At 72.3% G+C, this 13,699-nt stretch carries 10 protein-coding genes and 1 pseudogene; 7 read left to right on the top strand and 4 right to left on the bottom strand.

Annotation, left to right across the window (positions count from 1 at the left end; all coding sequences use genetic code 11):
- Positions 1 to 58: 58 nt before the first annotated feature.
- Together ACZ4IF_RS04640 and ACZ4IF_RS04635 are read left to right on the top strand one after the other, a co-directional pair.
- Positions 59 to 2,374, top strand: a complete 2,316-nt coding sequence (locus ACZ4IF_RS04640) for an MMPL family transporter (protein ID WP_467559971.1) — start codon at positions 59 to 61, stop codon at positions 2,372 to 2,374.
- 42 nt (positions 2,375 to 2,416) lie between these two features.
- The gene (locus ACZ4IF_RS04635) at positions 2,417 to 3,460 is read left to right on the top strand and encodes a zinc-dependent alcohol dehydrogenase family protein (protein ID WP_467559478.1); all 1,044 of its coding nucleotides are present in this window, start codon (positions 2,417 to 2,419) and stop codon (positions 3,458 to 3,460) included.
- Here the strand turns inward: ACZ4IF_RS04635 and ACZ4IF_RS04630 are convergent.
- The 4 genes and pseudogenes from ACZ4IF_RS04630 to ACZ4IF_RS04615 form a co-directional block, all read right to left on the bottom strand.
- A complete protein-coding gene (locus ACZ4IF_RS04630) occupies positions 3,441 to 4,034 on the bottom strand; it encodes a GNAT family N-acetyltransferase (RefSeq protein WP_467559476.1) in 594 nt (197 codons plus the stop codon). The genes ACZ4IF_RS04635 and ACZ4IF_RS04630 overlap by 20 nt on opposite strands.
- A gap of 48 nt (positions 4,035 to 4,082) precedes the next feature.
- Complete coding sequence (locus ACZ4IF_RS04625) at positions 4,083 to 4,283, bottom strand: helix-turn-helix transcriptional regulator (protein ID WP_467559474.1); 201 nt, start codon at positions 4,281 to 4,283, stop codon at positions 4,083 to 4,085.
- Positions 4,284 to 4,864: 581 nt separating this feature from the next.
- Positions 4,865 to 5,788 (bottom strand): annotated as a pseudogene (locus ACZ4IF_RS04620) (helix-turn-helix domain-containing protein); the annotation flags it as partial.
- A 216-nt stretch (positions 5,789 to 6,004) separates the two neighbouring features.
- A complete protein-coding gene (locus tag ACZ4IF_RS04615) occupies positions 6,005 to 6,958 on the bottom strand; it encodes a sugar phosphate isomerase/epimerase family protein (protein ID WP_467559472.1) in 954 nt (317 codons plus the stop codon).
- Positions 6,959 to 7,080: 122 nt separating this feature from the next.
- Here ACZ4IF_RS04615 and iolC point away from each other — a divergent pair, with 122 nt between their 5' ends.
- The 5 genes from iolC (at position 7,081) to mmsA (ending at position 13,261) form a co-directional block, all read left to right on the top strand.
- Positions 7,081 to 8,031, top strand: a complete 951-nt coding sequence (gene iolC, locus ACZ4IF_RS04610) for a 5-dehydro-2-deoxygluconokinase (protein WP_467559470.1) — start codon at positions 7,081 to 7,083, stop codon at positions 8,029 to 8,031.
- Positions 8,032 to 8,195: 164 nt separating this feature from the next.
- Entirely contained in the window at positions 8,196 to 9,023 is an 828-nt protein-coding gene (locus ACZ4IF_RS04605) for a Cgl0159 family (beta/alpha)8-fold protein (protein WP_467559969.1), read from the top strand.
- Between the two features lie 7 nt (positions 9,024 to 9,030).
- On the top strand, positions 9,031 to 9,864 hold the full coding sequence (iolB, locus tag ACZ4IF_RS04600; RefSeq protein ID WP_426681123.1) for a 5-deoxy-glucuronate isomerase: 834 nt from the start codon (positions 9,031 to 9,033) through the stop codon (positions 9,862 to 9,864).
- A complete protein-coding gene (iolD, locus tag ACZ4IF_RS04595) occupies positions 9,861 to 11,744 on the top strand; it encodes a 3D-(3,5/4)-trihydroxycyclohexane-1,2-dione acylhydrolase (decyclizing) (RefSeq protein ID WP_467559468.1) in 1,884 nt (627 codons plus the stop codon). The genes iolB and iolD overlap by 4 nt, the downstream gene beginning before the upstream one ends.
- A gap of 14 nt (positions 11,745 to 11,758) precedes the next feature.
- Positions 11,759 to 13,261, top strand: a complete 1,503-nt coding sequence (mmsA, locus tag ACZ4IF_RS04590) for a CoA-acylating methylmalonate-semialdehyde dehydrogenase (protein WP_467559466.1) — start codon at positions 11,759 to 11,761, stop codon at positions 13,259 to 13,261.
- Positions 13,262 to 13,699: the final 438 nt, after the last annotated feature.

The raw sequence follows: 13,699 nt of genomic DNA, 5'->3' as shown, positions 1-13,699 counted from the left end.
CGACGCGTCGACGGCCGGCGCGGGTGACGGCATGTCGAGGACCGGCGCGGGTGACGGCATGTCGAGGACCGGCGCGGGTGACGGCGTACGGATCGGCGCGGGTGACGGCGTACGGATCGGCGGCTGGACCCGGTTCGTGACCGCGCGCCCCCGGCTCTCCCTGCTCGTCGCACTGCTGATCACCGCGCTCGCCGTGGCCGCCGGCAGCGACGTCGCCGACCGGCTGGGCAGCGGAGGCTGGGAGGACCCGGCCGCGCAGTCGACGTACGCGACCAAGGCGCTGGAGCGGGAGTTCCCCGCCTCGCAGCCCAATCTGCTGCTCCTCGTCGACTCGGGCGGCGCCTCGGTCGACGACCCCGCGGTCGCCGCGGAGGCGAAGCGGCTCGCGGCACGGCTGGCCACCGAGCGGGGCGTCACCGGCGTCGGCTCGTACTGGCAGTCCGGTTCCCTCGCGCTGAAGGCGAAGGACGGGCACGAGGCGCTGGTCGCCGCGCGGATCACGGGCGACGAGAAGACGGCGGGCGAGACCCTGGACCGCCTCGCCCCCTCGTACCGCGGGAAGCACGGTCCGGTGGAGGTCCAGGTCGGCGGACCCGTCGCCGTACGGCACGAGATGCAGACGACCATCCGTGAGGACCTCACCCGGGCCGAGCTGATCGCCCTGCCCGTGACCCTCGTGCTGCTGGTGATGGTCTTCGGCAGCGCGGTCGCGGCCCTCCTGCCGCTCGGCGTCGGCATCATCGCGATCCTCGGCACGAACGCGGTGCTGCGCGGCCTCACCGAGTTCACGGACGTCTCCGTCTTCGCGATGAACCTCACCACGGCGCTGGGGCTCGGCCTCGCCATCGACTACGCCCTGTTCATCGTCCGCAGGTTCCGCGAGGAGCTGGCCGCCGGTTCCGTCCCGCCGGCGGCCGTCGCCACGACCCTGCGTACCGCGGGCCGTACGGTGCTGTTCTCGGCCCTCACCGTCGCCGTGTCGCTGGCCGCGATGCTGCTCTTCCCGCAGTACTTCCTGCGCTCCTTCGCCTACTCGGGCATCGCCGTGGTGCTGCTGGCCGCGGGCGCGGCGCTGATCCTGCTGCCCGCGGCGCTGATCCTGCTCGGGGCCCGGGTGAATTCCCTGGACCTGCGGCGCCTGTTCCGCCGGGGCGAGCGGCGGACGACCGGAGGCGGAGCCGCCTGGGGACGCATGGCCTCCCTCGTGATGCGCCGGGCCCCGCTCTTCGCGGTGGCCACCACGATCGGCCTGGTCGTGCTCGGACTGCCCTTCCTGGGCGTGAAGTTCGGCACGGCGGACGACCGGCAGCTGCCCTCGGACGCCGAGTCCCATGTCGTCCAGCAGCACATCCGCGACGGGTTCCCCGGCAGCCCCGGCGGCGGCCTGGAGGTCCTCGCCGAAGGACCGGCGACCGAGACCCAGTACGCGCAGTACAAGGCCCGGATCGCCGCGCTCCCCGAAGTGCTCCGCGTGGACGGACCCCTGGTGCAGGGCGACTCGGCGTACTTCACGGTGCTGCCGAAGGGCGAGGCCGTGGACGAGGAGGCACAGCACCTCGTCGGCGAACTCCGGGCGACGGAAGCCCCGTTCGACACGTCGGTCACCGGCACCGCCGCCGTCCTGGTCGACTCCAAGCACGCGATAGCCGACCGGCTTCCCTGGGCCGCGGCGTTCATCGCCGTCGTCACCCTGTTCCTCGTCTTCCTGCTGACCGGCAGTGTGCTCATCCCCGTCCAGGCGGTCGTGCTCAACGCGCTCAGCCTGACGGCGATGTTCGGCGCCGTGGTCTGGGTCTTCCAGGACGGCCATCTCTCCGGACTGCTCGACTTCACCAGCCCGGGTTCGATAGAGACGACCCTCCCGGTGCTCATGTTCTGCGTCGCCTTCGGCCTCTCGATGGACTACGGAGTCTTCCTCCTGTCCCGCATCAAGGAGGAGTACGACCACACCGGCGACCACCGGGAGGCGGTCCGGTTCGGCCTCCAGCGCACCGGCGGTCTGATCACCGCGGCTGCGGTCATCCTCGCGGTGGTGATGGTCGCCATCGGCACCTCGCGGGTGACCAACACCAAGATGCTCGGTCTGGGCATCGCCCTCGCGGTGCTGATGGACGCGATGGTCGTCCGCAGCCTGCTGGTTCCGGCGGTCATGCGCCTCACGGGCCGCGCCACCTGGTGGGCGCCGGGACCGCTGCGGCGGTTCCACGACCGGTTCGGACTCAGCGAAGGCGGGTCCCCCGCGGAGTCCGCACCGGACGGGGACGGTCACACCCGCCGGACCGACCCGGAGGAGGACGCCGGGCGCCGGGGCGGCGAGGAGGAGCGGGGCCGTGAGGAGGGCCGGGACCGGGACAAGGTCGAGGCGCGCGGCTAGCGTTCGCTGCGGAAGCTGATCTCCGGGCGGAGGGCGAGACGGATGCGGGCAGTGGTGTTCGAGCGGTACGAGGAACCGGCCGAGGTACGTGAGGTCGCGGACCCGGCGCCCGCGGAGCACGGGGTCGTGGTGCGCGTCGAGGCCACCGGGCTGTGCCGGAGCGACTGGCACGGCTGGATGGGCCACGACCCCGACATCACCCTGCCGCACGTGCCGGGCCACGAACTGGCCGGAGTCGTCGAGGCGGTGGGTGCCCGGGTGACCGGCTGGCGTGCCGGCGACCGGGTCACCGTTCCGTTCGTGTGCGCCTGCGGAAGCTGCCCTTCGTGCGCGGCGGGCGACCAGCAGGTGTGCGAGCGCCAGACCCAGCCGGGCTTCACACACTGGGGCTCCTTCGCCGAGTACGTGGCGCTCGACCACGCCGAGGTGAACCTGGTCGCGGTGCCGGACGAGCTGTCCTTCGCGACGGCCGCCTCGTTGGGCTGCCGGTTCGCCACGGCCTACCGCGCGGTGGTCGCGCAGGGCCGGGTGGCGGCGGGGGAGTGGGTCGCCGTGCACGGCTGCGGAGGCGTGGGCCTGTCGGCGGTGATGATCGCGGCGGCGTCGGGGGCGCGGGTCGTGGCCGTCGACGTGTCGCCCGCGGCGCTCGACCTGGCACGGAAGTTCGGGGCGGCGCAGTGCGTGGACGCGTCCCGGACGGGGGACGTCGCCGAGGCCGTCCGGGAACTGACCGGCGGCGGCGCCCACCTGTCGCTGGACGCCCTCGGCTCCGAGGCCACCTGCGCGGCCTCGGTGCACGGGCTGCGCCGCCGAGGCCGGCACGTCCAGGTCGGTCTGCTGCCCTCGCCGACCGGCGCCACCCCGGTCCCGATGGCCCGCGTGATCGGGCTGGAACTGGAAGTGCTGGGCAGTCACGGGATGGCCGCGCATGCCTACCCCGGCATGCTGGAGCTGGTCCGCGCGGGTGTGCTGCGGCCCGACCTCCTGGTCACCTCGACGATCCCGCTGGACGCGGCGCCGTCCGCGCTGGCGGCGATGGGCACGGCGCCGGCGTCGGGGGTGACGGTCATCGAACCGTGGAGCTGACCCGGCCCTCCGGGTGGCCTCCGTGGGCGGCCCACTCGTGGTCGAGGATCGCCATGAGCACCTCGTCGACCCACTCACCGTCGCGCAGTGCGGCCTCGCGCAGGACGCCCTCGACCACGAAGCCGACCTTCTCGTACACGCGCCGGGCACGGTGGTTGTTGCCGTAGACGCCCAAGGAGATCCGGTGCAGACCGAGTTGTTCGAAACCGTGGCCGACGATGAGACGGACGGCCTCGGTGCCGAATCCCCGGTCCCGGCCGCGGGGGCCGATGAGTGTGCGGAAGGAGCAGCTGCGCTGGACGGGGTCCCACTCGTTGAGGACGACCTCGCCGACGAGTTCGCCGGTGGCGGGGTCGGTCACCGCGAGGTCGAGCCGGTCGGGCTGGGTGGCGCGGGCGCCGTAGACGGCCCGCAGCCGTTCCAGGGTGAAGGGGGTGTCCGGCTGCGCCGGGAAGGTGAAGCGCATCACGTCGGGGTCGTCGAGGATCTCCAGGATCGCCTCCGCGTCGTCCGCGGTGAACGGGCGCAGCACGGTCTTCTCGCCGGTGAGGACGGGTTTCATGGAGAAGTTCATGCGAAGAAGGGTGCCCCACCCTGAGGTGGGGCAGCTGGGCGGGGCGGCTCAGCCGTCCCGACGGCCCCGGTTTCCCGGGCGGGAGGCGACCCAGGCCCGGACGGTGTCGGCGTACCAGTAGGGCTTTCCCCGCTCCACATGGTCGGGTTCCGGCAGCAGCCCGTGCTTGCGGTACGACCGGACGGTGTCCGGCTGCACCTTGATGTGCGCCGCGATCTCCTTGTACGACCAGAGTCTACGGTCGGTCATGAGTGGCACCTCCCTGCGCGCACCGCGGCGGCGGCCGGGGGCGGCCGTCGGGGGAGCCGGGCGCTGCGCTGGCGATCACAAAGCCTGTGCTCCGTGAACGACGCGGCGTGGGCACCGGGCTGCGGCTGTGAACCGGGTGTGACGCAAGACCCGCGTACACGCGACATGTGTGACAGGGGGGTGGTTTTTGTGACACGAGTGACGCATTGGCGAACGAGCGAAGAGGTGTACGCCGGGTGGCCGTGGGCATCAAATGCCTTCTGAGCACAGGACGCTGACGGACACGCTGAGCGGAGCCGTCGGCGGGCCGGGCCCTTGTCCCCCGGGACTCTCCCGCCGTGTTCGCGCGGGAGCCGCCCTTGCCGGGCCCGGCCCACCGGCTCCCCGCATCCCCCTGGTGCGTGGCCGGAAGGATCAGCGTGCCGTCAGCGCGTCCTGCGGGTCTTGGAAAAAATCGCATTCGGGTCGATCACGTTCCGGCGGAGTGCCGTTTCCCCGGAGCGGTCCGGGCCCGGTCGGGAGGGGGCCGGTCGGGAGGGAGCCGTGCGTCGGCCGTCAGGAGCGGTGTCCCCGTCGGCCGGGAGGAGCAGACTGGTGGCCTCGCCCGCCATCCGGTCCGTTCCCGGAGGGCCGGGCGGAGCCACGGGAGGAGTCACCCGTGCCGCCGTGAACTCACCCGGTGTGCAGCCGGTCATCGTCCTGAACTCCCCGCTGAGGTGAGCCTGGTCGTAGAACCCGCACGCCGCCGCGGTCTCCGCCTGCGAACGCCCCGCCGCGAGCAGTCGCCGTGCCCGTTGCAGGCGCAGCACCCGGGCGGCGGCCTTCGGCCCGAGTCCGATCTGTTCCCGGAACCGGTTCTCCAACTGCCGTACGCTCCAGCCGACCTCGTCGGCGAGCCGGGGCACGGGCACGGCGCCCCAGGTCCGCTGGAGCCGGTCCCAGGCGCGTACGACCCGCGCCGAGCTCGGCGGCCCCGCCGCGGCCCACCGTGCGAACACGTCGTCGAGCAGCCGGAACCGCTCCGCCCAGCCGGGCAGCGCGGCCAGTGCGGCGGACAGTTCACCGATGCTGCCCCCGCGGTCCCGGCCCGGGCCCGCGCCCGGCGGACACGGCAGTTCGTCGGGGTCCACCGTCCGGTCGGCGAGCTCGTACTGGGGTGTGCCGAACAGCGTGAACGCGGCCCACGGCGCGAGCATGACCTCGATGCCCGACAGCCGTCCGCCGTGCTCGCCGACGGCCGAAGTGGTGGTCGGCCCGGAGAACACCGACACGAGTGTGGCGGGGGGCCGGCCCGCCCGGGAGACGCGCAGGGGCTGGTCGAAGCCGAGGAGCAGGGTCGCCGCGCCGATCGGCGCCTCCAGCCTGCGCCGGGGGCCGTCGAGGGCGAGCCGGATGCCGCGGTAGCTGAGCACGCCCGGCCGTAGCCGCGGATGGGGCGACGCGAGCGCGGTCTCCCAGGTGCCGCCGGGTCCGCACCCGGCCCGCGAGACGATTCCCGTCGTCATCCGTCCCTCCCGCCGTCCGTCCGCACCGGGGAAACACCCATCGTGCAACGCGGCCCCACCGGCCGGAAGGCCCGTCTCGCTCCGCGCTCCTGACGAGGCGACCGCGTTGCTTCGCCCCGCAGAGCCCGTCTCACCCGTGCCCCCGACGGGGCGACTGCGCCGCTGCGCCCCGCAGGGCTCGTCCCTCTCCCCGTTCCCGACGGGGCGATCGCGTCGCTACGCCCCGCACGACCTCAGGAACGCCCGGGTCCGCCGGGCGATCGGCAGCGGCTTGTCCGGCTCACACGGGTACATGTCCTGTTCGACGATGGCGAAGAGTTCGACGCCGAGCCGCTGCGCGGCGGCGAGCACGGGCTCCAGCGCCGGTACACCGGACGGCGGTTCGCACATCACGCCGCGGGCCACGGCGGGCCCGAACGGCACCTCGCCGGCCCGCACCTCGGCCAGGACCAGCGGGTCCACCTGCTTGAGGTGGAGGTAGCCGATGCGCTCGCCGTACGTCTCGATGAGCTTGACGCTGTCCCCGCCGCAGTAGGCGTAGTGGCCGGTGTCGAGGCACAGGGACACGAGCGAGGAGTCGGTCGAGTCGAGGAAACGCGTGACGTTCTCCTCGGTGTCGATGTGGGTGTCGGCGTGCGGGTGGACGACGATCCGCAGCCCGAAGCGTTCGCGCACCTCGTGGGCGAGCCGTTCCGTCTGCGCGGTCAGGTTGCGCCACTGCGTGGGGGTCAGGGTGCTGTCCTCCAGCACCGCGCCGGTCTTGTCGTCGCGCCAGAAGGCGGGAATGACGACGAGGTGCTCGGCGCCCATCGCCCGGGTGAGTGCGGCGATGTCCGCGACGTGCGCCCAGGTGGACTCCCACACCTCGGGCCCCTTGTGCAGTGCGGTGAAGACGGTGCCGGCCGAGACCTTGAGCCCGCGTCGCGCCGTCTCCTCCTTCAGAACCCCGGGATCGGTGGGCAGATAGCCGTACGGGCCGAGTTCGATCCACTCGTACCCGGACTCGGAGACCTCGTCCAGGAATCGCCGCCAGGGGATCTGCCGGGGGTCCTCGGGGAACCAGACGCCCCAGGAGTCGGGAGCCGAACCGATCCGGATGCGGGACAGTGAGGACGAAGGCGGCGACTGCGGCGACGGGCGAGGCGATGACTGCGGCGGCAACGACGTCATGGGCGTCAGCTTCGGGCGGCCCCGGAAAGCTGTCAAGCCATCGTCCGAATGTCTGGACAAAACGTTGACAGGGTTCCCCGCGCGGGACTAGACCTGGGTTCAGCCGCAGCGAAGGGAAGGCGATGGCGTACGACCTGATCACCATGGGGCGGATCGGTGTGGACCTCTACCCGTTGCAGACGGGGGTCACGCTGGCCCGGGTGACGTCCTTCGGGAAGTTCCTCGGCGGCTCGGCGACGAACGTGGCGGTGGCCGCCGCCCGGCTCGGACGGCGTACGGCGGTGATCACACGGACGGGTGAGGACCCGTTCGGCGCATACCTCCACGAGGCGCTGCGCGGTTTCGGGGTCGACGACCGCTGGGTCACGGCGGTTCCCGGACTGCCCACCCCCGTCACCTTCTGCGAGGTCTTCCCGCCCGACGACTTCCCGCTCTACTTCTACCGGCAGCCCAAGGCGCCGGACCTGGAGATCCACGCACGCGACCTCGATCTGGACGCCATCGGCGCGGCCCGTCTGTTCTGGGTGACCGGCACGGGCCTGAGCGAGGAGCCCAGTCGCACCGCGACCCTCGCGGCCCTCGCCCACCGCGCCCGGTCCGCCGCGACGGTCTTCGACCTGGACTGGCGGCCCATGTTCTGGAAGGACCCCGGGGCGGCCCGCCCGTTCTACGCCGAGGCCCTGCGCCACGTCACCGTCGCGGTCGGCAACCTCGACGAGGTCGAGATCGCGACCGGCGAGCGCGAACCGGACGCCGCCGCCCGCGCCCTGCTGGAGGCGGGTGTCGAGCTCGCCGTGGTGAAGCAGGGACCCAAGGGTGTCCTCGCCGTCCACCGCGACGGCTCCCGCGCCGAGGTCCCGCCGCTGCCGGTGGACGTCCTCAACGGCCTCGGCGCCGGCGACGCGTTCGGCGGCTCCCTGTGCCACGGACTGCTCGCCGGCTGGGACCTGGAGCGCGTCATGCGGCACGCCAACGCCGCCGGAGCCATCGTCGCGTCCCGCCTGGAGTGCTCCTCCGCGATGCCGGCCCCCGAGGAGATCGAGGACGCGATCACGGCGGGAGAAGTGCGGTGAGAGCGGGCCATGTCGGGGGCGCCCGGCACGAGCAGGGCGGCGACGCGACCGGCCCCGCCGGCGCGGCCACCGGTGCCCGCGCCGGCCGCGGCGAACTCCGCCCGCCGTACCGCACGGTCGACCTCGCCGGACTCGTCCGCACCCGCGCGCGGCACCCCGAGGCGATCGCCGAGGCAGCAGCCCGCCGGGTGCGCCGTCCCCTGGTGGGCGACTCCGGGCGGCTGATGATCGTCGCGGCGGACCACCCGGCCCGGGGCGCGCTGGCCGTCGGCGACCGCGGGCTCGCCATGGCCGGCCGCGCCGACCTCCTGGAGCGGCTCTGCCTGGCCCTGTCCCGTCCCGGTGTCGACGGCGTGCTCGCCACCGCCGACATCCTCGACGACCTGCTGCTGCTCGGCGCGCTCGACGACAAGGTGGTCCTCGGGTCGATGAACCGGGGCGGACTCGCGGGCGCCTCCTTCGAGTTGGACGACCGCTTCACCGGCCACCGGCCACAGGACATCGAGCGGCTCGGTTTCGACGCGGGCAAGCTCCTGCTGCGCATCGACTACGACGATCCGGGCTCCCTGCGCACGCTGGAGTCCACCGCCCGGGTGATCGACGAGATGGCCGAGCGGCGGCTGCCGGTCTTCGTCGAGCCGTTCCTGTGCCACCGCCGCGACGACGGCACGCTGCGCAACGACCTGAGCGCCGAGGCCGTCACCAAGTCCATCGCCATCGCCAGCGGTCTGGGCGGCAGTTCGGCGTACACGTGGCTGAAGGTTCCCGTCACGGACAGCCCCGACGACATGGCCCGTGTCATGGAGACCTCCACCCTGCCCGCGGTCCTCCTCGGCGGCGACGTCGCGGAGGACCAGGAGAGCGCGTACGAGAAGTGGCGCGGCGCGCTGCAACTGCCCACCGTGCGCGGTCTGGTGGTGGGCCGCTCCTTGCTCTACCCGGCGGACGGCGATGTCGCCGCGGCCGTGGACACCGCCGTAGGACTCCTGTGAGGGCCGCATGAGCAAAGAGCTGTACGTCCCCCGAGGCGCCACCGCCGACGCGCACTACGCGCTCGACATCGACCCCGAGCGGGCCGGCTGGACCCATGCGAGCCTGCGGGTCGTCGAACTGCCGCCCGACGGCACCCACACCTTCACCACCGGTGACAGCGAGTGGATCGTGCTCCCGCTCGCCGGCGGCTGCACGGTCCGCGTCAAGGACGGCATCGAGGAAGCAGAGTTCCCCCTCCTGGGCAGGGAAGGCGTGTTCGCCGGAGTCTCCGACTTCGCGTACGTGCCCCGCGACGCCCGGGTCCAGATCGCCTCCGGTGCGGGAGGCCGCTTCGCCCTGGCAGGAGCGAAGTGCGAGCGCCGACTCCCCGCCCGCTACGGCCCCGCGCCGGAGGTTCCCGTCGAAGCCCGCGGCAGCGGCAACTGCGCCCGCCAAGTGCGCAACTTCGCCTCCGCGGACGCCTTCGACTGCGACCGGCTCATCGCCGTCGAGGTCATCACCCCGGGCGGCAACTGGTCCTCGTACCCGCCGCACAAGCACGACGAGTACCGGCCGGGCGAGGAGAGCGAACTGGAGGAGATCTACTACTTCGAGATCGACGGCCCGAACGGTTTCGGCTATCAGCGCGTATTCCCTTCGCGCGAGGGTGGCTCCGACGTCCTCGCCGAGGTCCGCACCGGCGATGCCGTCCTCGTCCCCGACGGATGGCACGGCCCGTCCGTCGCCCAGCCCGGCCACACGATGTACTACCTGAACGTCATGGCCGGACCGGGCAAGGACAGGGAGTGGCGGATCTGCTTCCACCCGGGACACCTAGAGACCACAGAGGGATACCGATGACCTCAACGACGAGGCTGACGGTCGCACAGGCGCTGGTGCGCTTCCTGGCAGCCCAGTACACGGAACGGGACGGCGACCGGCAGCGGCTGATCGGTGCCACCTGGGGCATCTTCGGGCACGGCAACGTCGCCGGGATCGGCCAGGCACTCGTCGAGTACGGCGACGCCATGCCCTACCACCAGGGCCGCAACGAACAGGCCATGGTGCACGCGGCGGTCGGCTACGCCCGCCAGTCGGGCCGGCTGTCCACACACGCCGTCACCACCTCCATCGGCCCCGGCGCCACGAACCTCGTCACCGGCGCGGCCCTCGCCACCGTCAACCACCTCCCGGTCCTGCTGCTGCCCGGCGACGTCTTCGCGACCCGCCCCGCCGACCCGGTCCTGCAGCAGCTCGAAGTCCCCTACGCGGGCGACGTGTCGGTCAACGACTGCCTGCGCCCGGTGTCCCGGTACTTCGACCGGATCACCCGCCCCGAGGCGCTGATCCCGGCCGCCCTCCAGGCGATGCGGGTGCTCACCGACCCCGTCGAGACCGGCGCCGTCACCCTGGCGTTGCCGCAGGACGTGCAGGCGGAGGCGTACGACTGGCCGGAGGAGTTCTTCGCCGAGCGGACCTGGGCGGTGCGCCGCCCGGCGGTCGACCAGGCCGAGCTGGCCGCCGCCGTGCGGGCGATCCGTGAGGCCCGGCGTCCGCTGATCGTCGCGGGCGGCGGCGTCCACCACAGCCGTGCCGAGGGGGCGCTCGCCGAGCTGGCCTCCGCCACCCGCATCCCGGTGGCCTCCACCCAGGCGGGCAAGGGCTCGCTGCGCTGGGACCACCCCCAGGACGTCGGCGGCATCGGCCACACCGGCACCGCGACCGCCGACGAGCTGGCCCGCACCGCCGACCTGGTGATCGGCGTCGGCACCCGCTACACCGACTTCACCACCGCCTCGGGCACCCTCTTCGGCGGCTCGGACGTCCGTTTCCTGAACCTCAACATCGCGCCGTACGACGGTCACAAACTCGGCGGCCTCCCGCTGGTCGCCGACGCCAGGGCGGGACTCGAGGAGCTGACCGAGGCGCTGCTGCTGCACGACCACCGTGCCGAGCCGGCCTACGTCACCGAGTACACGGACGACAAGGAGCGCTGGGAGTACCGCGTCGGAGCGGCCTACGAGACCGAGGACGACGACATACGCCCGACCCAGCCGCAGGTCCTCGGCCTGCTCGACGAGCTGGTCACCGACGACGACATCCTGATCAACGCGGCCGGCTCGCTCCCCGGCGACCTGCACAAGCTGTGGCGTACCCGGTCCCGGGATCAGTACCACGTCGAGTACGGCTACTCGTGCATGGGCTACGAGATCCCGGCGGCGATCGGTGTGCGGATGGCGGCCCCGGACCGCCCGGTGTGGGCGCTGGTCGGCGACGGCACGTATCTGATGATGCCGACGGAGATCGTCACCGCCGTGCAGGAGGGCGTCGCGATCAAGGTGCTGATCCTGCAGAACCACGGGTACGCCTCGATCGGCGGTCTCTCCGAGGCCGTGGGCGGGGAGCGGTACGGCACGGCGTACCGCTTCCGGGCCGAGGACCGCACGTACACGGGCGCTCCGCTGCCCGTCGATCTCGCGGCCAACGCGGCCAGCCTGGGGATGCGCGTCCTACGCGCGAAGACCGTGCGTGACCTGCGGGCCGCTCTGGCCGAGGCGCGCGCGGCGGACACTCCCACATGTGTCTACGTCGAGACCGAAACGGCAGACACAGTGTCGGGCGCGCCCCCGGCGCAAGCCTGGTGGGATGTACCTGTGGCCGAGACCGCGACCCGATCGTCGGCGGTCAAGGCGCGCGAGGAGTACGACCGGCACGTCGCCGCCCGACGCCGCCATCTGTGAAGGAGTTTTTGGCCATGACGAAGACCGTCAACCACTGGATCGGTGGCAAGACCGTCGAAGGTGCGTCGGGTACGTACGGGCCGGTCACCGACCCGGCGACCGGCGCCGTGACCACGCAGGTCGCCTTCGCGACCGTCGACGAGGTGGACGCCGCGGTCGCCGCGGCGAAGGACGCGTACGCGACCTGGGGCCAGTCCTCGCTGGCCAAGCGGACCACGATCCTGTTCAAGTTCCGCGCGCTGCTCGACGCCCACCGCGACGAGATCGCCGAGCTGATCACCGCCGAGCACGGCAAGGTGCACTCGGACGCGCTCGGCGAGGTCGCCCGCGGCCTGGAGATCGTGGACCTGGCGTGCGGGATCACCGTGCAGCTGAAGGGCGAGCTGTCGACCGAGGTGGCCTCCCGGGTCGACGTGTCGTCGATCCGCCAGCCGCTCGGCGTCGTCGCGGGCATCACGCCGTTCAACTTCCCGGCCATGGTGCCCATGTGGATGTTCCCGATCGCCATCGCGTGCGGCAACACCTTCGTGCTCAAGCCGTCCGAGAAGGACCCGTCGGCGTCGATGAAGGTCGCCGAGCTGCTGGCCGAGGCCGGTCTGCCGGACGGCGTCTTCAACGTGGTGCACGGCGACAAGGTGGCCGTCGACCGCCTCCTGGAGCACCCGGACGTCGCCGCCGTCTCCTTCGTGGGCTCGACCCCGATCGCCCGCTACATCCACACCACGGCCTCGGCGAACGGCAAGCGCGTCCAGGCCCTGGGCGGAGCCAAGAACCACATGCTGGTCCTCCCGGACGCGGACCTGGACGCGGCGGCGGACGCCGCCGTGTCGGCCGCCTACGGCTCGGCCGGTGAGCGCTGCATGGCCATCTCGGCCGTGGTGGCCGTCGGCTCGGTCGGCGACGAGCTGGTCGCGAAGATCCGCGAGCGCGCCGAGAAGATCAAGATCGGTCCCGGCAACGACCCGACCTCCGAGATGGGCCCGCTGATCACGGCCGCGCACCGCGACAAGGTCGCGTCGTACGTGGCCGGCGCGGCGGCCCAGGGCTCCGAGGTCGTCCTGGACGGCACCGGCTACACCGTCGAGGGCTACGAGGACGGCCACTGGATCGGCCTCTCGCTGCTCGACAAGGTGCCCACGTCGGCGGACGCGTACAAGGACGAGATCTTCGGCCCCGTCCTGTGCGTGCTGCGCGTCGACACCTACGAGGAGGGTGTCGCCCTCATCAACGCCTCGCCGTTCGGCAACGGCACTGCGATCTTCACCCGGGACGGCGGCGCCGCCCGCCGCTTCCAGCTGGAGATCGAGGCGGGCATGGTCGGCGTGAACGTGCCGATCCCGGTGCCCGTGGGCTACCACTCCTTCGGTGGCTGGAAGGACTCCCTCTTCGGGGACCACCACATCTACGGCAACGACGGCACGCACTTCTACACCCGCGGCAAGGTCGTCACCACCCGCTGGCCGGACCCGTCCGAGGCGCCGGCCGGCGTCGACCTGGGCTTCCCGCGCAACCACTGAGACAGCCCCTCGGTGCCCCGGAACCGCGAGCCGGTTCCGGGGCACCGGTGCGTCCGGCGCCGTTCGTCCCGCGTCCCTGTCCGTGTGGCTCGCGCACGACCGGCCTCCCCTCCCACCTGCGAAGCCCTGCCTCCTGGGCGGGAGCCGGGTCCTACCGCTCGGTAGTCGTCCCGGCCGCCGAGAAATTCAGGCGAATTTGAACGGCCGCGCTGCGGTTCCCGTGTGCGGGTGATGAAACGGGTGGCGTAGGTGTTTCGCGTGTTGGGCCTTTGAAAGCAAGGTCACGGTCTGCTGAGTCTTGATGATTGCCATATAGAGGCGCGCTCGCCTGGGAAAGCGATGTGACATGGGTCGCTCCGCTAGTGCGGATTCCGAAGGTAAACGACCATTGACGCAACGGTTTCCGTCAAGGTTCCATCAACGTCGGGAGCGGACGAA

The sequence above is a fragment of the Streptomyces sp. NPDC025784 genome, from assembly GCF_055558435.1.
The sequence above is the reverse complement of the archived record's forward strand: the minus strand, read 5'-3'. Positions and strand labels throughout refer to the sequence as shown.

What these genes read in the sequence shown, in the direction of transcription:
- ACZ4IF_RS04640 (WP_467559971.1), top strand. Translation starts at nt 59, where the DNA reads ATGTCGAGGACCGGCGCGGGTGACGGCGTACGGATCGGCGCGGGTGAC.
- ACZ4IF_RS04635 (WP_467559478.1), top strand. Translation starts at nt 2,417, where the DNA reads ATGCGGGCAGTGGTGTTCGAGCGGTACGAGGAACCGGCCGAGGTACGT.
- ACZ4IF_RS04630 (WP_467559476.1), bottom strand. Translation starts at nt 4,034, where the DNA reads ATGAACTTCTCCATGAAACCCGTCCTCACCGGCGAGAAGACCGTGCTG.
- ACZ4IF_RS04625 (WP_467559474.1), bottom strand. Translation starts at nt 4,283, where the DNA reads ATGACCGACCGTAGACTCTGGTCGTACAAGGAGATCGCGGCGCACATC.
- ACZ4IF_RS04615 (WP_467559472.1), bottom strand. Translation starts at nt 6,958, where the DNA reads ATGACGTCGTTGCCGCCGCAGTCATCGCCTCGCCCGTCGCCGCAGTCG.
- iolC (WP_467559470.1), top strand. Translation starts at nt 7,081, where the DNA reads ATGGCGTACGACCTGATCACCATGGGGCGGATCGGTGTGGACCTCTAC.
- iolB (WP_426681123.1), top strand. Translation starts at nt 9,031, where the DNA reads ATGAGCAAAGAGCTGTACGTCCCCCGAGGCGCCACCGCCGACGCGCAC.
- iolD (WP_467559468.1), top strand. Translation starts at nt 9,861, where the DNA reads ATGACCTCAACGACGAGGCTGACGGTCGCACAGGCGCTGGTGCGCTTC.
- mmsA (WP_467559466.1), top strand. Translation starts at nt 11,759, where the DNA reads ATGACGAAGACCGTCAACCACTGGATCGGTGGCAAGACCGTCGAAGGT.